Source organism: Pantoea sp. V106_11 (genome assembly GCF_029967885.1).
Classification (GTDB): domain Bacteria; phylum Pseudomonadota; class Gammaproteobacteria; order Enterobacterales; family Enterobacteriaceae; genus Pantoea; species Pantoea ananatis.
In genome coordinates, this window is sequence record NZ_JASCAK010000034.1 from 63,009 (window position 1) to 80,122 (window position 17,114).

The 17,114-nt window shown below is 54.1% G+C and carries 23 protein-coding genes; 2 read left to right on the top strand and 21 right to left on the bottom strand.

The window, feature by feature from the left end; all coding sequences use genetic code 11:
* Positions 1-13: 13 nt before the first annotated feature.
* From traC to QLG08_RS18185, 18 genes are all read right to left on the bottom strand, one after another.
* On the bottom strand, positions 14-2,659 hold the full coding sequence (traC, locus tag QLG08_RS18100; protein ID WP_282473077.1) for a type IV secretion system protein TraC: 2,646 nt from the start codon (positions 2,657-2,659) through the stop codon (positions 14-16).
* The gene (locus QLG08_RS18105; RefSeq protein ID WP_282473078.1) at positions 2,649-2,918 is read right to left on the bottom strand and encodes a hypothetical protein; all 270 of its coding nucleotides are present in this window, start codon (positions 2,916-2,918) and stop codon (positions 2,649-2,651) included. Before QLG08_RS18105 ends, traC begins: the two co-directional genes overlap by 11 nt.
* A gap of 62 nt (positions 2,919-2,980) precedes the next feature.
* Complete coding sequence (traV, locus tag QLG08_RS18110; protein WP_282473079.1) at positions 2,981-3,529, bottom strand: type IV conjugative transfer system lipoprotein TraV; 549 nt, start codon at positions 3,527-3,529, stop codon at positions 2,981-2,983.
* A 184-nt stretch (positions 3,530-3,713) separates the two neighbouring features.
* Positions 3,714-4,553, bottom strand: coding sequence for a DNA adenine methylase (locus QLG08_RS18115; RefSeq protein WP_282473080.1), 840 nt, complete (start codon positions 4,551-4,553; stop codon positions 3,714-3,716).
* A 54-nt stretch (positions 4,554-4,607) separates the two neighbouring features.
* Positions 4,608-5,126: a hypothetical protein gene (locus tag QLG08_RS18120; RefSeq protein ID WP_282473081.1), complete on the bottom strand. Its 519-nt coding sequence runs from the start codon at positions 5,124-5,126 to the stop codon at positions 4,608-4,610.
* Positions 5,127-5,209: 83 nt separating this feature from the next.
* On the bottom strand, positions 5,210-5,608 hold the full coding sequence (locus tag QLG08_RS18125) for a hypothetical protein (RefSeq protein WP_019105080.1): 399 nt from the start codon (positions 5,606-5,608) through the stop codon (positions 5,210-5,212).
* A 33-nt stretch (positions 5,609-5,641) separates the two neighbouring features.
* Positions 5,642-5,884 carry a hypothetical protein gene (locus QLG08_RS18130; protein WP_019105079.1) on the bottom strand — a complete coding sequence of 81 codons (243 nt, stop codon included), beginning with the start codon at positions 5,882-5,884 and terminating at the stop codon, positions 5,642-5,644.
* Positions 5,862-6,383 carry a hypothetical protein gene (locus QLG08_RS18135; protein ID WP_232285073.1) on the bottom strand — a complete coding sequence of 174 codons (522 nt, stop codon included), beginning with the start codon at positions 6,381-6,383 and terminating at the stop codon, positions 5,862-5,864. The genes QLG08_RS18130 and QLG08_RS18135 overlap by 23 nt, the downstream gene beginning before the upstream one ends.
* Positions 6,358-7,143 (bottom strand): hypothetical protein, encoded by a 786-nt coding sequence (locus tag QLG08_RS18140; protein ID WP_282473082.1) that lies wholly within the window; start codon positions 7,141-7,143, stop codon positions 6,358-6,360. The genes QLG08_RS18135 and QLG08_RS18140 overlap by 26 nt, the downstream gene beginning before the upstream one ends.
* A complete protein-coding gene (locus tag QLG08_RS18145) occupies positions 7,140-7,859 on the bottom strand; it encodes a hypothetical protein (RefSeq protein ID WP_282473083.1) in 720 nt (239 codons plus the stop codon). Before QLG08_RS18145 ends, QLG08_RS18140 begins: the two co-directional genes overlap by 4 nt.
* 14 nt (positions 7,860-7,873) lie before the next feature.
* Positions 7,874-8,263 carry a hypothetical protein gene (locus tag QLG08_RS18150; protein WP_282473084.1) on the bottom strand — a complete coding sequence of 130 codons (390 nt, stop codon included), beginning with the start codon at positions 8,261-8,263 and terminating at the stop codon, positions 7,874-7,876.
* Positions 8,264-8,293: 30 nt separating this feature from the next.
* Positions 8,294-8,692 (bottom strand): hypothetical protein, encoded by a 399-nt coding sequence (locus QLG08_RS18155; protein WP_282473085.1) that lies wholly within the window; start codon positions 8,690-8,692, stop codon positions 8,294-8,296.
* Positions 8,689-9,219 carry a transcription/translation regulatory transformer protein RfaH gene (gene rfaH / locus QLG08_RS18160; protein ID WP_282473086.1) on the bottom strand — a complete coding sequence of 177 codons (531 nt, stop codon included), beginning with the start codon at positions 9,217-9,219 and terminating at the stop codon, positions 8,689-8,691. Before rfaH ends, QLG08_RS18155 begins: the two co-directional genes overlap by 4 nt.
* An 11-nt stretch (positions 9,220-9,230) precedes the next feature.
* Positions 9,231-10,622, bottom strand: coding sequence for an F-type conjugal transfer pilus assembly protein TraB (traB, locus tag QLG08_RS18165; protein WP_019105072.1), 1,392 nt, complete (start codon positions 10,620-10,622; stop codon positions 9,231-9,233).
* Complete coding sequence (traK, locus tag QLG08_RS18170) at positions 10,615-11,355, bottom strand: type-F conjugative transfer system secretin TraK (protein WP_282473087.1); 741 nt, start codon at positions 11,353-11,355, stop codon at positions 10,615-10,617. Before traK ends, traB begins: the two co-directional genes overlap by 8 nt.
* Positions 11,356-11,358: 3 nt before the next feature.
* Positions 11,359-11,952 carry a TraE/TraK family type IV conjugative transfer system protein gene (locus tag QLG08_RS18175; protein ID WP_029571074.1) on the bottom strand — a complete coding sequence of 198 codons (594 nt, stop codon included), beginning with the start codon at positions 11,950-11,952 and terminating at the stop codon, positions 11,359-11,361.
* A 49-nt stretch (positions 11,953-12,001) separates the two neighbouring features.
* Positions 12,002-12,304, bottom strand: coding sequence for a type IV conjugative transfer system protein TraL (traL, locus tag QLG08_RS18180; protein WP_019105069.1), 303 nt, complete (start codon positions 12,302-12,304; stop codon positions 12,002-12,004).
* A 6-nt stretch (positions 12,305-12,310) separates the two neighbouring features.
* Positions 12,311-12,703 carry a type IV conjugative transfer system pilin TraA gene (locus tag QLG08_RS18185; protein WP_028715642.1) on the bottom strand — a complete coding sequence of 131 codons (393 nt, stop codon included), beginning with the start codon at positions 12,701-12,703 and terminating at the stop codon, positions 12,311-12,313.
* 127 nt (positions 12,704-12,830) lie between these two features.
* Here QLG08_RS18185 and QLG08_RS18190 point away from each other — a divergent pair, with 127 nt between their 5' ends.
* Positions 12,831-13,508 carry an Arc family DNA-binding protein gene (locus tag QLG08_RS18190; RefSeq protein WP_282473088.1) on the top strand — a complete coding sequence of 226 codons (678 nt, stop codon included), beginning with the start codon at positions 12,831-12,833 and terminating at the stop codon, positions 13,506-13,508.
* Positions 13,509-13,979: 471 nt separating this feature from the next.
* Here the strand turns inward: QLG08_RS18190 and QLG08_RS18195 are convergent, their stop codons facing one another.
* Positions 13,980-14,426: a relaxosome protein TraM gene (locus tag QLG08_RS18195; RefSeq protein ID WP_282473089.1), complete on the bottom strand. Its 447-nt coding sequence runs from the start codon at positions 14,424-14,426 to the stop codon at positions 13,980-13,982.
* A 791-nt stretch (positions 14,427-15,217) separates the two neighbouring features.
* Here QLG08_RS18195 and QLG08_RS18200 point away from each other — a divergent pair.
* Positions 15,218-15,757 (top strand): lytic transglycosylase domain-containing protein, encoded by a 540-nt coding sequence (locus QLG08_RS18200; protein WP_282473090.1) that lies wholly within the window; start codon positions 15,218-15,220, stop codon positions 15,755-15,757.
* 26 nt (positions 15,758-15,783) lie between these two features.
* Here the strand turns inward: QLG08_RS18200 and QLG08_RS18205 are convergent, their stop codons facing one another.
* Entirely contained in the window at positions 15,784-16,605 is an 822-nt protein-coding gene (locus QLG08_RS18205; protein ID WP_282473091.1) for a DUF932 domain-containing protein, read from the bottom strand.
* A gap of 64 nt (positions 16,606-16,669) precedes the next feature.
* Positions 16,670-17,032 carry a hypothetical protein gene (locus QLG08_RS18210; RefSeq protein WP_282473092.1) on the bottom strand — a complete coding sequence of 121 codons (363 nt, stop codon included), beginning with the start codon at positions 17,030-17,032 and terminating at the stop codon, positions 16,670-16,672.
* Between the last annotated feature and the right edge of the window lie 82 nt (positions 17,033-17,114).

Consider the following 17,114-nt stretch of genomic DNA (forward strand, 5'->3'; position numbering starts at 1 on the left):
TTATTTCCTCTGGTTATGCCGCCGTGATCCCGGCCCAGCGTTCGAGTTCTTCCATCTCTTCCTTATACATATGCGGCTGGCACGCAAGCAGGTAAGCCGCCTCCTCACTGGTCGCCCCCATCTCCTGTGCGTTCGTCATAAACTGATAATCATCTCCACGCGTACTGAACATGGCCCGCGTGACCGGATCGACAAACACACGATGGAAAGAACTGTGTTCACCACTGGAAATCATTACCGAACTGAACCCTGTGCTGCGCGCAGGCTGGAAGCCCCGGATGATTTGCGTCTCTGCCTCACTGAACTGATCGGGGTTGGCATTGAGGTAAGTTTTAAAGGCTCTTGCCTCCTGCAACAGCGTAACTTTGGTACCGGAGCAGTCCCATGCCGCAGCCGCAGCCGGTGGTGGTGCCTGGTCTTTGGTGCCGGTGAAGTCTTTGATGCCCTGCGTGATGGTAATGAACGCCCCCTTGTGGCGGCGCACGGTGCGGTAACCGGTATCGATAAATTTGGCGGCATGTGGGTTAGAGCCACTGAACAGTCGCCAGGCTTCATCGATAATGGCCAGTTTTTTCAGGTCACGCGGCGAGTGGTACATCTTTTCCTGAATCGCCAGAATGAGCGAATACAGGATGGCCGACAGCAGATGCGGCTGGTTTTCCAGGCTCAGCAATTCAAGAACTGCAAAGCGGGTGTTTGCATCGAGCGTCGGGTTATCGGAGTTGAAGTATTCCCCGTTGGCTCCCCATGTGCACCAGCGATCAAGCAGCAGTACCAGCTCGTTGATGCGGTTCATGATGGTAGGCTGCTCTGAGTAAGTCGCCTTCACTTCTGGCGACGTCATGTAATGAACCACGTCATCGATGCGGGCCTTGTTCTTCTTGGCCTCCCATGCGGCAACCACACCTTTAAGCAGGATGGTTTCGCTGACCTTGTCCAGCGGCTCATTCGGACTGGCCAGCACGGTCAGCAGCCCCTGAATGCCCTCAGATGACTCCTTGATATCGGTGACGTTCGCAAAGGGGTTAAAGCGCAGCGTGGCACCATCAAGATACGAACCGCCCGCCTGCCGGCAGAAGTTTTTATAGCTGCCGCCCATATCGATAACCCAGCCGAATCCGCCGGAGTTAAGAACCTGCCGCAGGATTTCCTGAATAAAGAAACTCTTCCCTGCGCCGGTTGTCCCCGTCACGGCAACGTTAAAATTCGTTGAGCCGTTGTGTTCATTGAACATGTCAAAGAAAGCCAGCGCATTACGGTAAGTGGGAAGCGGGCTGCCGGACTTAGCCATCTGCCGCTCTGCCACCACCGGCATCAGGTTCACCGCATTAAAGCTCTTGCAGCGCAGTGTGGCATTCATGTGTTTCATGTCATCCCACAACCCCTCCTGCATCATGAACGGTAGCGTGGTCAGCCAGTTACGCAACTGCATATAGCGCGGAGCCGAAATCTCCAGGTCATTCTTACGGAAGACGTTTATCGCCGACAGTTCGCATTTCTGCTGTTCACTGTCGTCGTCAGGACAGAACAGCGTAAGGTTGAGGTTGAAGCTGCACATGGCGATTTCGTTACTGGCCAGCCCCATACGCAGGTCGCGGTATTCCTGATAGGTCCGCTGGGTATTGGGAAAAAGCTTCCCGTAGGAGGAGTTGGCCTTTTTGCCCAGGTCCTGCTCTTTACGGAAAGCTTCGTTCTGGCTGGCCACCTGGTCCTCCAGACAGACCGTCCAGCTCAGCATAAACGGACACGGGATGCCCAGATCCGGATAACGAATGTTCTGCAGGTTGTCTGCGACCTGCCACAGCGCGAATCTTTTTGGTACGGTTGTCAGTTGCATGTTGACGATGCGGGAGCTGGCTACACGGGAGTTCCCCTCATCGCCCATTCGCCGGTCACTCGGTTTGCGTGCCGTGGTCAGACGAAGGTAATCCGGATGCACTTCCATTTCCGTACTGTGGTCTACGCACTGCCGATGCAGTTCCTGCTCTGGATTCCACTGCACGTCATCCCGGGTAACCTGCCCCGGTCGGTAGTTGAGCTGCTCACGGATGACGCTCAGGAATTCATCAGGCCCGACACGCTCAGTTTCCATATGGGCCGCGAGCAATGACACGCGCAGCGTTTCACGCAGCTGTGACACAGTGTCCATTGTTTTGATCCCGCCGCTGCCCGGATGCGCATACACCAGAAACACACGGTAGTTACGCAGATAAAGGGGGTACTCACGGTTATTGGCGAGTCCCTTCAGCGCTGAGCGCTCCCAGAAAGCTTTGGTGATGGCGTTAAGGCGGGGTGCCATGTTCCCTTTCCACATGTCGCGACTGAGGCCATCTTCGAGCATGTCGCCCACGCATTTGCTTGCGACCATCAAAACGGTCACGGGCGTTTTGCGCGGCAGCTTTTTACGGAGCAGGTCATCGAGCGCCTGCACCACCTGCTGATTGGCACCGGCCAGGGGGGCCACCTCAAGGATGAAGCCGACCGAGCGCGTATTGATAAAGAGGTCGGTCTTGTCATCAAACTCACGCCACGGCAGCAGGCTGGTAATTGAGGGGTGATTCATGCTGTCTTTAAGCATTTTACGCGCCGAACTGGCGCCGCCCTCATAGCGGCTGCTGTCCAGAATACCTGTCAGGTGATCGAGAACTTTAGCGAGCATGGCTGTCCTCCGACGGGGTCAAAAAGGGGTACGAGGCGTTACCAAAAGACATCCAGTGCCGGTCACCTGTTTCGGGTGACGTAACCTGCGACGCCAAAAATGTTCCAGAGAAGGTTTTACCGTGGCCCCCAGAATTTACCGGGCAGGTCTGCCAGCGGATCATGGGAGCATCCATATAAATGCTCCAGGGATGAGCTTTGTATGCCTGGCCGTTCAGGGCTTCTGCACTTGCCACACTTTCAGGCATATGCTGCATCATGAAAGCCCCGTAACCACTGCCTCTGCCGCTGAGCAGGCTCACGCTTTCACATCTCTTCATGGTTAATCCCCCTGACTTATCACGCGGTAATCTTCATCCCAGCGCGATTTTTTCTTCACAAACTCCACAACGGCAGGCTGATGAAAACTGTCTTCGCCGTCCACCCAGGGGGCAATCCAGAGGCGCTGCGTGGCATCGGGAATGCGTTTCGCATCCACATGGCCCGGCCCGCTGTAATCTGACGGCGTAATGCTGCCATCGGGTACAGACGTCGTTCTCACCGGGATGGTCGAGGTGCGCAGCGCATCACTGCTCAGGTGCGAACGGCCTCCTGCACGGGGAGTAAATGCCGGAACGGTGACTTTACGATTCGGATCGATGGCGGGCTTCACATTGCCGGGCGTCGCCAGCGCCTCAGCGGCAGGCTTTGGGCCTGCTTCTCTGCTGGCCGTCAGGTCATCAAGGCTTTTTCCCTTGTCTGCCAGGTGACTGGCTTCTGACATCGTCAGGCACTGGTCAGTCGCCGTTTTGTTGCAGTCAAAGTCGGAATTCATACCGGCACAGCCGGTCAGCGCCGCGCACAGCAGTGCGCACGCAAACAGTTTTTGCATGGGAGTTACCTCAGTGGCGGCGGAGCCGCAGGTTAATCGTAGTGAGTAGAAACAAGAGTGGCAGGTGAGTCCTGCTCATGGGTGCCGGAGAAAAGCCCTGGTGTTGGTGCCTTTCTTTTCATGCCTGAAACGTTGGTTTTGATTACTGTAAGAATCTGCTCTTAGTTTTATAGGTTCTTCAATTTCACAGGAAACTGAAGTTTGTGCCAAAGGCAATCTCTTCAGTTCTGAGCCGTATCCACAGGCATTCAGTGCGCTTTACCGAACCGGAAACGCCGTTTGCCGCCGTTGTTTTAATGCGCTTGGACCATCCCTTTAACATGTCATTGTAAAGGTCAGTATCGTAGCCACTGAGGATGACCGAGCCTTTTAACGCCTTGAGCACGCCAATAAGACGGACATGCTGAGCAGTGTTCATTTCATGCCGGTAGTACGAACTGGCCATCACTCTGGCCTCGTGCATGTAAGGGGGATCAACATAGTGCAGCGTGTCCGGCGTGTCATGGTCCAGCATGCACTGGATTGCCTCCCGTTTTTCCACCAGTACTCCCGCGAACCGTTCAGCCACTGCAATGAGGTTAGCGGGGGCCCATGACCACACAGCCTGCGCAGTCGCGTAGTTGCGGCGGGTATCAAGCCTGAAACCGGTCCTGCCTTTCGTTGCCCCGGCAGAGCCAAATCCCATTGTGGCGCGCACGATTGTCCGGCGAGCCTGCTCAACCGGTTCATCCGTATGTTCGTACGCTTCCTGAAATTCAACCCGTGAAAAGGGCGTCATCATGCATGCTTCTGCAAGCTGTCGGCTCATTTGCGGGTCGCGCAATACGCGAAACAGATTCACGACATACTCATCAAGATCGTTGTAGACCTCGGCTTCGCTTCGCGGTTTCTGAAGCAGAACGGATGCCGCCCCGCCAAAGGGTTCGACATAACAACGGTGTGGGGGGAAATGTTCAATAATCCAGGGGGCGAGTCTGAATTTACCACCATGATACCGCATGACAGGGTGTCTGATTGCAGCCATAGATTCCTTCCCGCGTAAAGCATTTTTAAACTTAAGCCGCCACTCCTCTTATCCTCAGCGCCCATTCCAACGCAGCCGGTCAGCGATGACTCGACTGCATGAACAAGGCCCGAGGAGTACCTGTCGGGTCGGATTGACATTGCAGGCGCTCAGGCACACTCGCTCTTTTTCTGCCCAGCGCACTGCCGCCCTGAGCGTGAGCCTGTGATTTAAAATCACGTCTTTCTTCAGCTCCAGCCAGGCTTCTGCACTGACAGGTTTATAACGTTCAAACTGTCTGTAAACACGTTCAGACCAGCTCTGAAAGACACGGTCAATCACCCAGGCGTAAGCAACTGACCATGTTCCCAACGCAATCATTACCACCTCGACCAGATTTTCGCTGGTCGCTGATGAGGCTTTCACAACCGCCACAAACTCTGCCGGTAGCAGCACCAGACCAATAAGAGCGAGATAAAAGCCGGGTCGTACCCACTGCACAGGGTTGCCGCGTTTTTTCCAGTCATCAAGGTCTGCCACTATCTGCCAGAACAGGCGCTGATTACTTGTTAACGTCAGGGATTCGCTGGCCACTCGCTGCTCCTCTTTTTTATCCACTCATGCAGAAGCACTGACACGTTCACGAAAAAACGCCTCAGCAAAACACGTCTGGTTTCTCAGTTTTTTTCCTTGTCCGTGCGTTCATAACAAATATCATTAACACACCAGTATTTACCGATATCCCGACCGTCCGTTGTGAGAGTGGTTATTGGCTCCATCACTGCTGTGCCGGGATCGGCATTCACACAGCCGCTGACTGTCACCACGTAACCACTGGTCATCACCAGCACAGAAACATCGTCATCGTGGTAAAAGAAGCCGTGGCAGTTGTTTTTCACCATCGCCAGCGAGCCAATCTGTTGCAGTTTATTTTCACTTTTAGCATGGAGCATCATCGGCAACCCATACAGCACACCTACCGTCAGTACCCCGCAAAACCCCGTGAGTAAGAGAAGTGAGCGCAGGATTTCAATGATCTTCGATGATCGGTTATCTAACACTTTACTGGTCTTCATATTCTGTCACTCCTTACCGCGTCATACCGCAGCTTATCTGTTAACTTCAGGAGATCGCTGGCCATTCGTTGTTCCTCTTTCATGACCGCTGCTGTCTGCTGAAGGCAGGGGTTCTGGCTCAATGCAGGGACCGTTCAGTGACTGGTTAACAGATTCAATGGCCGTCAGCAGCGCAGCCAGGGTGTTACTGTCGGCCTGTGACAGCCATGCTTTACGATACCGGATGCGGAGCGAGCAGAGCCGTATCCGCGCTTCACGGGTGCCGGTCGTCGTCATGATGGCGATCCTCTGTTTCATAGCCCATTTTGCGTGACGTGAAAGCGAACTCCCGACGGTTCAAAGCCTGTTGTTTGTCCCGAATTGCGCGTTCTTCCTCCTTTACCCATTCATCCAGTACCTTTGGGTCAAGGTGGCCATCCTTCAAAACACTTTGCTGCAGTCTGGCAAAAGCGTCCGGGTATGTGGGAAGGTACGAAACCAGTTCGTCTGCAATAAGGTCAGGCCAGTTATGCGGTTTCTTTCTCCACCGAAGCCATAACACACCCGATAAAACAACCGATGCCAGACCTGCCGTCAGGAGTACGGGACGGATTTGTTCCGAAAAAAAATCATCCAGATTGATTAACACGATAAAGACAGTAACAGCCCACACAGCAAGGGTTTCAACATGAGGTGGCTGTCTTTCCAGCCATCCAACATTCATCCAACGGATACGATTAAACTGTTTTCGCTGCCTGTTAAAAGTATCCTCATTCTGGTTCAGGTTCAGATTCACTTTCCCCTCCACTCATTTGAGAAACGGCAAGCAGACGCTGGTCTACCCAGCCCTCAGCCCTGCAGGTTGCCACGGCAGAAAACGTGTCTTCCGGTGTCCAGTTCAGCACTGCCGCGTTGTTTTCCGGCACACTCTTTACATCGTCGAGTTCACAGGAAGGCAAAACCGCCTTTCCGTAATGAACCGCCGTCACGACGATTTTTACCGGCAGACCACTCACAATGTGTGACGGAATGGCCCACTGAAAACTGACATCAGACTGTCCGGACACGGGGGCGGGTTGCTCACTGCTGCTGTCGCTGTTTGCCTCGCGCAGGCGACTGTTGATCCACTCGCGGTCGCTGTCAGACAGGTCGTGCTGACTGAGTAACCAGACCAGCGCGGCTGTACCTATCCAGCCGGGGCCACTGGCTTCTTTTTCCCTGATGATGGTCTGAAGCCGGGGCGAAGGCTGAGGCCCGCTGTTGTTCAGCAGTGACTGACGTGCCGAAGGCGAAGGCCGGTACCCCGGAGACGTGCCGTTTACCCTGCCTGCTGGCGTGCCGTTCCCTCCGGACGATGGCGTGCTGCTGCCCGATCCGGGACTGAAACTCCGGTAAACAGGCGTGTTGCCTGTTGAGGAGGGCCGGTACGACGGACTGCGTGCGGCAAAGCCTGATGATGATTTAAAGGATGATCGGGAAGCGGAACTGCCCGCCATGACCGGCAGTGACTGCAACAGGCAAAGCACAATTAGCAAAATTTTAACAGGAGGTTTCATTTCTCCTCCCAGGCTGCCTGCCCGTTAACGGTGACGATACTGCGGTCTTTGGCGAGAGACTGAATGCGCAGAATCTGTCTTGAACTCAGCGACGTGGGGTCATCGGTAGATTCCAGCCTGTCGTAACAGTCGCCGATACAGCGCAACCGCCACAGCAGCGCGCTGGCCTCATCGTGCTGCTCGCTGTAAAGGCGACTGAGACTGGCTGGTGCCAGCGTGTCATATGCAAGCCAGGCCTGAGCAAAGAGGGCAGCGGCACGGACGCTGTCTTTCTGCACCCATTGCCCCAGTTCTAATACGTGAGCCGCCGTAGCCAGAAGACGCGCTGATGCCCTGTTCCCCGCCGAATGCGTGGCAAGATTAATCAGTTCTTCAGCGAGTTTGGGCATCTGGGATTTCAGCTCATCCGGTGGGTAAGGCCGCATAAACAGATCAATGAAGGCTGCCGGAGAGTGTCGGTTTAACGCTGTGCGATAGAGTGAAATTTCGAGGTCGTGGTACTCCGTTATAATGTCGTCTGAGCATGTCGGTCTGAACAGCAGACCGTCGGGGCAGTTTTTATCGACTTCCTTACTCACCTGCAGATAGGCCTGAAACGGATCGGGATTCTGCAGTGCTCTGGTTCGGGCTTCGTCAAACCGCGATTCCGCCGTGTCGCAGGCGGTCAGCATCATGACTGACAGCAGGGCGAGCACTCTGAAAAATTGTGTTTTCATTACAGCCCCGCCCTCTACCGGCGTCTTCTTTCAAACATCAGCACGAATACGGCCGCGCCGAACGAGAGCACAACCCCTGTGCAGGGGCCCATATAAAGGAATGCTTTGCTGGCCACCTGTAGCTGACCGGCACGGGCAACCTCAACGAGCCAGCCTGCCGGCACGATAAGCCAGGTAACGATCCCTGCGAAAACCGGGGCCATACTCAATCCGCTACCCAAAGACAGCACCTGTAAGCCCAGCGTGGCCCAGGCAAGAAGGTTCAGCATCCGCCACACCTGCCACGTTATGCCCCCGGACGGTCCCACCCCCATGCGAAGCATGATGTATACAGCGACCAGATTCAGGGTAACCACAAGAAAAGTAAGCAGAAAAACTATCAGGCGTGCATTCGAATTATTCATATCCGGTTTCCTTGTCAGGTTCTGATGTGCTCAGACCCGATCAAATGTCAGTTCAAACAGGGTGATAGCAGGAGCAACAACATCCCCCATGCAGGCAGATACACACAGTGCGCAATACAAAAAAGCGGAGGATGGCCACGCCCATATGATGACTGAGTTAACGATGCAGACAATGAGCGACAGTGCCCATAAACCTGTCAGCGCCTGCACCGTAGTCAACAACGTGTGTTTCCCTCTCCGGACCTGGACTCCCAGTGTCACCAGCGACGCCAGCACCATCATTCGCCAGACCGGCCAGCTGACAACGTCAACCTGACCAGTCTTAATCAGCCACGCCATGACGAGATTGTCTGTCAACAGCATGGCGACAAGGCCACACAGGTTGATCCCTTTACCGCGTGGCCACCGCCGCTTAAGCATCACGTTCATATCCTTTTCCTGTCCGGCTGTTCCGCCGCCCGCGCGGCAATATGAAAACGCATGTGGCTTTCCACCGGCACCCGCATCTGACGGTTCAGAATTTTGAACAGCAGCACCGCGCGGCTCATTCCGTCCGGCTCACACCAGATGGCCTCGATACCCTCAAATGCGCCGTCCTGAATGATTACGCGGTCACCGTCTTCCGGCAGCTGCTTGTTCTGCGGCGCACCCTGCCAGCCCTTCTTCAGCTTTTCAATCACGCGCTCAGGTACAATGGCGGGCAGACCGCCAAAGCTGATGAGTGACGCAATGCCGCGTGTGGCCTTGATGGCGGTGGTATGCACCTTTTCCGGATCGAAACGCACAAAAATGTAGTTTGGGAAAAGAGGCTGCTCAGCGACACGACGTATTAAGCCGTTTTTCAGCCTGACCTCGGAAAACACCGGCAGCAGGGTTTCCACCCCCTGACTGCTCAGCTGCTGCTCCGCTTTTCTTTCCTGTCCAAATTTTGTCTGTGCCACATGCCAGTTTTCCATTCCCTGCTCCCTTAATTAATGGTGTCACCCAGTCTCAATTGGCTCGCCTGCTTAAGGACCTCGTTCGGGTCGGGGACTGTCGGGTTGCCATTGCCGGACGTGCCTGCCGTTGTGCTGGCGGCGGTCTGCTGCACCTGCGGCTGCGGTGCTTCTTTCTTCTCTTTTTCTGCGTCAGCCTCTTCGATGGTCTGAAGCCGGAAACCCTGCTGGAAGACCACGGTCACGGCATTGCCCGCACCAATGTCGATGACGGGGTGATACTGCTCTGCACGTTTGATGTAGTACTGACTCAGGGTTTCAGAGGCTTTGCTGGCACCGCCACCGAACCCCTGTTTGAGAATGTCGCCGGCACCGATGGTGGCCGTTCCCCCCAGCCCTACCATCGGCGTGGCCGCAGATTTGAAGCCATCCCCGAGGCCTGACAGGAAGCCTGCACCGCCCGCATTCATCAGAATCTGGCCGTTACGCATCACCGGTTTCCCGCGAATGCCGACCTTCCCCTGGAAGGACACGTGCCCCTCAAACGGCATATCAATGTGATCGCCGTTTTTCAGGATACAACTGATGTTTTTGGTCCGGACGTCACCGCGCTCGCTGGAGATATCCCCGTAGATTTCGCCGGTCACGCGGCACTTGTCCATGTTGTAGGTACGGCCGTTCGGCATAGAGACGTCGCCGAGCAGCGTGATGACCACGGGCGAGGTGTTCTGCTGACCGGTCACACTGGCGTTGGCGTCTGCGCCCTCAATCATCACGGCCTCAGAAAACGAGCCTGACGGTATCCAGGGCAGCTTGTGAACGGGCTTTTTCAGCGAGGCATAGGTAAAGGTATCGCGCTGAAGTCCACCCGTGCGTGGCGGGATATTGCCGGGCGCATACCCCTGTCCCTGCACCGGATAGAACTGACTGCCCTGCCCCGCAGCGGGACCGCGTTGCGGGTCGGTAATACTCCACTGCGCCGGACCGGCAGGGCCATGCGCAACCGGGCCGCTGGCAGAGGTCTGGCTGGCGGTGCCGCTCCCCTGTCCGGGTCCGTTTACGGGCTTACTTTCCTGAGCCTGCCGCGTCTGCAGCTGTGTCAGCTGCTCCGTGAGGGTGCTCAGCTGCTTCTTCAGATCCTCATTCTGCGTGACGAGGGTGTTTTTTATCGTGCCCAGGTCACGCTCCAGGCCGGCTGTCTTCTCCTGCTGCTGCTGAAGGGCTGAGGTGTTCACGCCCTGCGTGAATGAGGTGTTGACCAGCCCGCCCGTCATATCCGGTGCCGGTTTTGCGGTGGGGTGCTCCAGCTCGGCCTGATGATGCGAATAAGCCCAGACGCCGCCCCCGATGGCGAGCATCACGGCAGCGGATACGCCTGCAATGGTCCACTGGCGGCGGCGCGTGGCGATGTTGATGTTACTCATCCGCGCCCTCCGTTCCGGTGGAGAAGACTACCCAGAGCAACCCTTCACCACTGGCGTACAGGGTGTTTGTGGACAGCATCACCGCACGCACGCCCTTCTGCCAGAACTGCTTCTCGGCAAGCATGCGCGTCACGTAACCGGTGTTTTTCATGCGGTAGCGCACCACGCGCAGGTGAGAACCGACCAGCTGGCGCTCGGGCGTCAGCAGCACACCGGCGGGCGGATTGTAGGCCGGGCCCCGGCTGACCTTCATGTCGGTATAGCCGTCAGGCACACCCCCGTTCACGACGGTGCGGGCCAGGCTGACCAGCGTGGTCTGGAAAGGCTGGCTTTCCTCCCAGGCTTTCGCGTCCGGATTAGCCTTAACCGGCGCATCTGCCGGTATCAGTTCAATCGTGCGTCCGCTGCCGGGCCTGGGCGACACGTCCAGTGACAGGCTGATGCCGTTTGCGGTCTCGATAAATACAGTGAAGTCCCGTGTGGTGAGCGGGGCTATCAGCAGGGCACCATCGGCGGTTGTTTCTTTGGTGTACGCCCCTTCGGGACCGGTCACGCCGGTAATCAGCTCGCCCTCGATGACGATTTTGTTCGGGCTGGTCGTGCTCATCTGCGCCTTCAGGTGCGCATTGTTTTCAAACGGCGTGCCGGTCGGTCCGGGCACGGCATACTGTGCGGCGGCAGGCAGCGAGGCCAGTGCACCGGCAACCGCCAGGGCGGCAAGAGTTATCTTCATGGTTCATTCCTGTTGCGGGCGGCGTTCAGGTTTCGTCCAGGGCACTTCGCGGAAGGCTGTCAGGCGGATAAGCCCGTCCACGTAGTGCACGCTGAGCCGGTAGGCTTTATTCGCATCCGGGAGTGGCAGTTTGCCGTTTGACGTACTGGCGTTGAGTACCCCCTGGACAGTGATGTCACCGGTGGTGGTATCGGTGGCTGCATCGTCGATGCGGAATACGGAGGTCACCCCGCTCTTCTTGATATAGTCAGCTTCGGCGGCAAGCTGCTTTTTCATGGTGTCCCGGTCTGCCGGGGGGACGAAGCTCAGCAGGGCGGTGTGCTGGGCATCCACGGTTTCCGGCGTGACGGACAGGCGGAGATTGACGAATGCCCTGACCAGCATGGCATTCAGGGCCGCGTCACCTCCGGATTCGTCAGAGAGAAAAGGCCGGTCAAAGCCCATCGGTATGGTGAGCGTTTTCTGGGTGTGATAGAAATGCCACGCCAGTGAACCGGTGATGACATTGCCGGCACCGAGCAGAAAGACCAGCAACAGCAGCCCCGCCAGCGTCGCGACAACCACACGGTTACGCTCATTCCCGACCTGATACTTCATAGCGTTCTCCAGTAAGTCAAAAAAGCGCCACCGTGCGGTGGCGCCGGGTTTACTGCATCCAGTGCCGGTTTGCTGAGTCAGGTACGCGCCGGAACTGCAACCGCAGAAGCACGGTCGGCAGATACCAGTAGAGAAGGTTCAGAAGCCACCAGGTGCCCTGGCCCTTCTTCAGATGGCGGATTAACAGCCACAGCGCACCGGCCACAAACAACATCACGATGAATATGTCGCAGAGCAGCCCGATACCGGCGCAGGCAATGACAACAATGGCCTCCTCGGTCGGGAGTCCCATCAGGCGTTTTTGTTGGTTGAGTGTTTCCGGAAACAGATACTGCTGAGCGTCCCCGTCCATGTCGGTTTAACCGGCGAGGGCGAAGAACGTTTTGGTGATGACAATCAGGAAGGCAAGACCACCGACGAAGTGCATCGGGTTACGCGTTTTCATGTAGAGGCCTGCAGAGAGGATGATTTCACAGATGTAAATCCCCCACTCCACCGTTGAGCCGTGACCAAACGTATCTTTGGCATCCTGCTTCTGCCCTGCCAGCAGGTCAGTTGCATGCCCGATGTGCGGCAGTGCAAAAACCAGAATGGCCATACAGACAAGAATGGCATTTGCGCGGTGCTGACGAAGATACGAAAACCCCCGACTGGCCATGACGGTCAGGACCGTCAGCGGCGCCTCACTGAACGTCGGACAGGCTTCCGCAGCCCCCTCCGTCAGAGCGGAGCCGGATGTGGCAACTTTCATGTATAAATCCCTCTGTTTGAGTTAAGGAAATGTCAACGCACGTAAACAGACGTAACGCGATGCAAGTGTACATTTTCTCAAAAAAAAAAAATCTGTGACACATGTCACACTTTTACAGGTTACTTTAATGAATTTTAAGATTAATCCTGAAAGCACCTGGCGTAGGCTTTTGCTCCTGACAAGGGACGCCTCGCAAGGAGGAACCAGTAGCATGAAAGTTAAAGAAAAAATGGGTGGAGGCAGAGGAAGGCCCCGCAAGTATGCTCAGGGGGAAGTCCAGTACCGGAAGCTGTGGCTGCCGGAAAATCTCCTGACGGAGCTGCGCGTCGCGGCGCGGGTTCGCGGATATACCACCAACGATGAAATTATCAGCCGGTTAATATTCTCTCTTCAGTTCTCTCCACGAAGGCCGCTTATTAAAACCGATGAAGGCCAGCGGCTTATTGCGCTGGCCAGAATGTTCGATGAATTTATTCAGAGCAGACTGGACATCATTCGCCAGACGTATGCTGAAGACGAAAAAAAGAATGAGGATAAAAAAATCTTTATTCCCGGACAGAGGCGGGCATTCAGCAGCAGCTTTCCGGTTAACCTGCGGCGTGATATTGACATAAGTGCACGATTTAACAGGCGGAGCATGAACGATGAAATAATGCAGCGGCTGCTGGGCTCTCTGAATTATCTGACTGAACATCAGCTGCCGGAAAATGAAGAGGTTCACCGGTTGCGGGAACTGGCCGTGCTTTTTGATGAATTTATCTATGAAAAAGTGGGGCGTGCAGAAAACCCCTTATCTTCAGGTTAACCTCTTTCCTTCCGAAATCCGGAACCGTGCTGAAAAAAGTTAAGAGGTGATTAGCTCGTCACGGGCGTGATACGTACCGTTTATTTTAAGCCCTGTCGGGCCTGAAGCATTTCAGGCTTAACGTTGTCACGCCGTATTTCAGCGCACTGAAAAGAGGATATATGACGGCGTAAACGACACAATAAACATGTCGTTTGCGCCACCGGATAAGTGACATTCAGTCACGGCAGGGAGCCCTCTTATTTCACCGAAAGAAAGGTAAATGGAACAATTTCACCTCCCCAGCCAATACCTGATACCCACTCTGATATGAGGCTGATGATTTCAGTTAACCCCCGCACTTATCCAGCGCAGGGATAATGCCATCATGGCAGCGCTTACCGCAAAAGCATGAATGATACCGGCGAGAATTTAAATTTCACTCAGTCATTAACGAGTCGGGACTGAAGAAATATTGACATGCCTTTGACGCTATTCCTGTGCAAGGAAATGCTTACCGGATGCTTTGTCTTCAGCGTCATTAATTGCAGATAAATTCCTGTCCAGAAGTTCCTCCATTAACTCACTGGTGTTTTCTCCACGCATATTCAGGTACATCTCTGACACCATCGCGATTAAAATACTCACCCCTTCCCTCGTGCCTGACACCTTGCGAATGAGGTCACGATTAAACCCTTCTAAATCAAACTTACCGCCCTCATCCTGGTGTTTTTTTACCATCAGTCCGAAACCAACCAGTTCATTCACCATCGATGAGAAGTTTATTTCACCATGAGTCGCCCCGTTCTGGATTTCCATATCGACCATCTCCTGCACTTCCCTTTCTGTTTTTTCTTTGAAATAGATATTTCTTCTTCCCATCACTTTCCCCTGCGCTTCACCCGGCAACCTCGCCAGATGACAGCGAATAAATAACATTAAAATGACCTGTTCAATGCCACGCGAACCGTGTAAAAAGCAGGTAGCTTCTTTTTATTATTCGGCCTGTTTTAACTGTGTGTCAATCCGGCACTTTATAATTTTTTTCAGTACGCTTTTTTGGGTGTGTCAATTCAGCACCTCACATCATTCTGGTGTGTGTTAATGCGGCACTTCCGTTGCAAAATCACCTTTAAAAGCCACTTTAACGGGTGTGTTAATTGAGCACCACCACCTGAAATCAGGTGTGACAATCCGGCACTATGGGGCAATTTCAGGTGTGACAATTCAGCACTACACGTCCATTTAATGCCATTAAGCTATTGATAAAAATAAACAACCACAATAAACACACATGACAGTGCCTTTCATGGTGCCGGATTCACACACTGACCGGCACTATAGCCCCACACTATCCGGCACTTCAATCACACACAATCAGGCACTGTCATGTCGCTTAATCAGGCACTGCAATGTGTGCGGATTAACACACCATTTCATTCATACTTTAAAAAAAACAAAATAATTTCAGGCTAACTCTATGTTTTAAAAAAACAAAACCGCAAGATGAAATCTTGCGTGGGGTGTGATGAAAGAGAAACTATAAAAGCGGCTTGTTGAATATGTGTCTTAAGTGGAATTTAAATAACCTCTGCCAGGCACTGACAACACACATCAAGCGCAGAGTGCGCGCCTGTAACGAATTATCTTGCACAGGATGATCTGAGAAGGTATTTTTTGCGCAAACACAGCACGGCGCATTTTGCGCACGCACATGAGACTCCATAAATATGAAGTGGTTACCCGCCGCCGTCCTTTTTATCGCATTCACCGTTCAGGCTGAGCCAGAAATGTGTTTCACGAAAGCCGGGCACGATTTCGGTATTGATCCGCGTTTACTCATGGCACATTCCATTCAGGAATCACGCATGCGTAATAACGCGATAAACAACAAAAGCGCACGAAAAAGCACTGACGTATGCAATATGCAAATCAACAGTTCTAACTTCAATGCGTTAAAAAAATTCAACATTACGCGGGAACGTTTACTGGCCGATCCGTGTATTTGCATTTATACCGGCGCATGGATCGAGGCGAGCAATTTCAAAAAGTATGGCAGGACGTGGGATACGGTCGGTATGTATAACACCGGACCGAACCCGAAGTTAATTAAACAGCGCAGAGAGTATGCCGCGATAATTAAAAGCATCTACCGCGTTCTGGTTGCGAGGGATGAAGTTTATGCGCGAATGAATAAAACCGGGCCTCTTGAAAAAAAATTGCCTTCTATAACGCTGAGCCGGAATGAGCAAGGCACGCCCCAAAAATAAACCCCGGCGAACCGGGGTTTATTTCTTCAGCTTTTCAGCTTCGCGAATTCCTCCGCCATCTTCCACAGCGCCTGATTTAATTTTATGTCGCCGTCGATGCCGTTAACGGGCCGCGTGGTGGTTCGCTTCCCTTTTTCAGTGCGTCCCGACAGGCCACCTTTTACCAGATTCTCCTGCACGATATTAAAGGACGTCCACAGGTCGGTGCCTTTGTCATGCCAGCGGCGGGGGTGAATAATATTTTCGGCGGTCACCGGCGGTGCCTTGTCTTCATATTTGTATTCCAGCGCCAGCTGGCCCAGCAGCAGCCTTTCCGCCTTATCCAGCTGAATCCCCTTCATCATGCCGATATTATTTTCGACTTTTTCAAACACATCGAGAACCGAATACGCACCTTCGATCACCTGGCTGACAATATCACCTTTGTGCGGCACGCTGATTTCGCCAAATGTTTTCCAACAGACCAGCCCGTTGGTGCAGACTTCACGAAAAATACCGGGGATCATTTTATAACTGCTGGAACCGTCATGACTGTTCAGCAGAACAATTTCAGGCACCTCCTTGCCGCTGCCGTTATTTCCGCGACGCAGGCGGATCATATGTTTGGTAAAATCCCGGCGATCCTGATCGCGCACGCGGGACTGTTTTGCATAGAAAGGTTCGAACCCTTCGGAGCGGAGTTTGTCGAGCAGGGTAATCGTCGGAATATAAGTATAACGGTCTGAACGCGACTCATGTTTTTCAACGGAAAACGCACTCGGGACGAACCGCATCAGCTCGTCATTGGTGAGCGGGCGATTTTCGCGAATGGATGTTTTTGGAGCATAACGGCTTGCAAAACTGACCATAGTGATTACCTCTCAGATACGTTGTTATTACGCCGGGTTTGTCCCGGCATCGGGCGTTTGTCGCTCAGCGCGGTGCTGAGGAATGCTTACCGGCGTTTTCCAGTGACCAGGCGATCAGTTTTCGGGTCTGCGCGTAATTGATGGCCGTGTAGCCCAGGTCGAATTCATAAAGGGCGTATGGCCAGCCCTCCCAGACATAAATTTTGCGTGGCTCACCGTCTTCTGACGGGTCGGTGATTTCTTTAAACAGCGCCAGCTCCTGCCAGGTCACCCCACCCGGCCCGCAAAACGTGCCGTTGTCGATGATGAATTCGCTGAGATCCTGAAACTGATCTGCTGTCAGTCCGGTGTTGACTTTTGTCCCTTCAACCCGCGTTTCGGTGGTTTCGGTTGCGGCGGTTTTGACCCTGACGTTGTGTGTGTTCATGCTGGTTCTCCTCTGTCGGTTGCTGAAACCCTGTTTCGGTTGGTACGGCGCGGCGAAGGGCAAAGTGCCAACGGCAAAGGGA

Coding starts and splice junctions, on each gene's coding strand:
- QLG08_RS18130 (WP_019105079.1), bottom strand. CDS start 5,884: ATGACGACGACCGGCACCCGTGAAGCGCGGATACGGCTCTGCTCGCTC.
- QLG08_RS18185 (WP_028715642.1), bottom strand. CDS start 12,703: ATGAAAGTTGCCACATCCGGCTCCGCTCTGACGGAGGGGGCTGCGGAA.
- QLG08_RS18140 (WP_282473082.1), bottom strand. CDS start 7,143: ATGAAACCTCCTGTTAAAATTTTGCTAATTGTGCTTTGCCTGTTGCAG.
- QLG08_RS18205 (WP_282473091.1), bottom strand. CDS start 16,605: ATGGTCAGTTTTGCAAGCCGTTATGCTCCAAAAACATCCATTCGCGAA.
- traB (WP_019105072.1), bottom strand. CDS start 10,622: ATGAGTAACATCAACATCGCCACGCGCCGCCGCCAGTGGACCATTGCA.
- QLG08_RS18175 (WP_029571074.1), bottom strand. CDS start 11,952: ATGAAGTATCAGGTCGGGAATGAGCGTAACCGTGTGGTTGTCGCGACG.
- QLG08_RS18145 (WP_282473083.1), bottom strand. CDS start 7,859: ATGAAAACACAATTTTTCAGAGTGCTCGCCCTGCTGTCAGTCATGATG.
- QLG08_RS18105 (WP_282473078.1), bottom strand. CDS start 2,918: ATGATGCAGCATATGCCTGAAAGTGTGGCAAGTGCAGAAGCCCTGAAC.
- traK (WP_282473087.1), bottom strand. CDS start 11,355: ATGAAGATAACTCTTGCCGCCCTGGCGGTTGCCGGTGCACTGGCCTCG.
- QLG08_RS18195 (WP_282473089.1), bottom strand. CDS start 14,426: ATGTTATTTATTCGCTGTCATCTGGCGAGGTTGCCGGGTGAAGCGCAG.
- QLG08_RS18115 (WP_282473080.1), bottom strand. CDS start 4,553: ATGGCTGCAATCAGACACCCTGTCATGCGGTATCATGGTGGTAAATTC.
- traV (WP_282473079.1), bottom strand. CDS start 3,529: ATGCAAAAACTGTTTGCGTGCGCACTGCTGTGCGCGGCGCTGACCGGC.
- QLG08_RS18125 (WP_019105080.1), bottom strand. CDS start 5,608: ATGAAGACCAGTAAAGTGTTAGATAACCGATCATCGAAGATCATTGAA.
- QLG08_RS18190 (WP_282473088.1), top strand. CDS start 12,831: ATGAATTTTAAGATTAATCCTGAAAGCACCTGGCGTAGGCTTTTGCTC.
- QLG08_RS18150 (WP_282473084.1), bottom strand. CDS start 8,263: ATGAATAATTCGAATGCACGCCTGATAGTTTTTCTGCTTACTTTTCTT.
- traC (WP_282473077.1), bottom strand. CDS start 2,659: ATGCTCGCTAAAGTTCTCGATCACCTGACAGGTATTCTGGACAGCAGC.
- QLG08_RS18210 (WP_282473092.1), bottom strand. CDS start 17,032: ATGAACACACACAACGTCAGGGTCAAAACCGCCGCAACCGAAACCACC.
- traL (WP_019105069.1), bottom strand. CDS start 12,304: ATGGACGGGGACGCTCAGCAGTATCTGTTTCCGGAAACACTCAACCAA.
- QLG08_RS18200 (WP_282473090.1), top strand. CDS start 15,218: ATGAAGTGGTTACCCGCCGCCGTCCTTTTTATCGCATTCACCGTTCAG.
- rfaH (WP_282473086.1), bottom strand. CDS start 9,219: ATGGAAAACTGGCATGTGGCACAGACAAAATTTGGACAGGAAAGAAAA.
- QLG08_RS18155 (WP_282473085.1), bottom strand. CDS start 8,692: ATGAACGTGATGCTTAAGCGGCGGTGGCCACGCGGTAAAGGGATCAAC.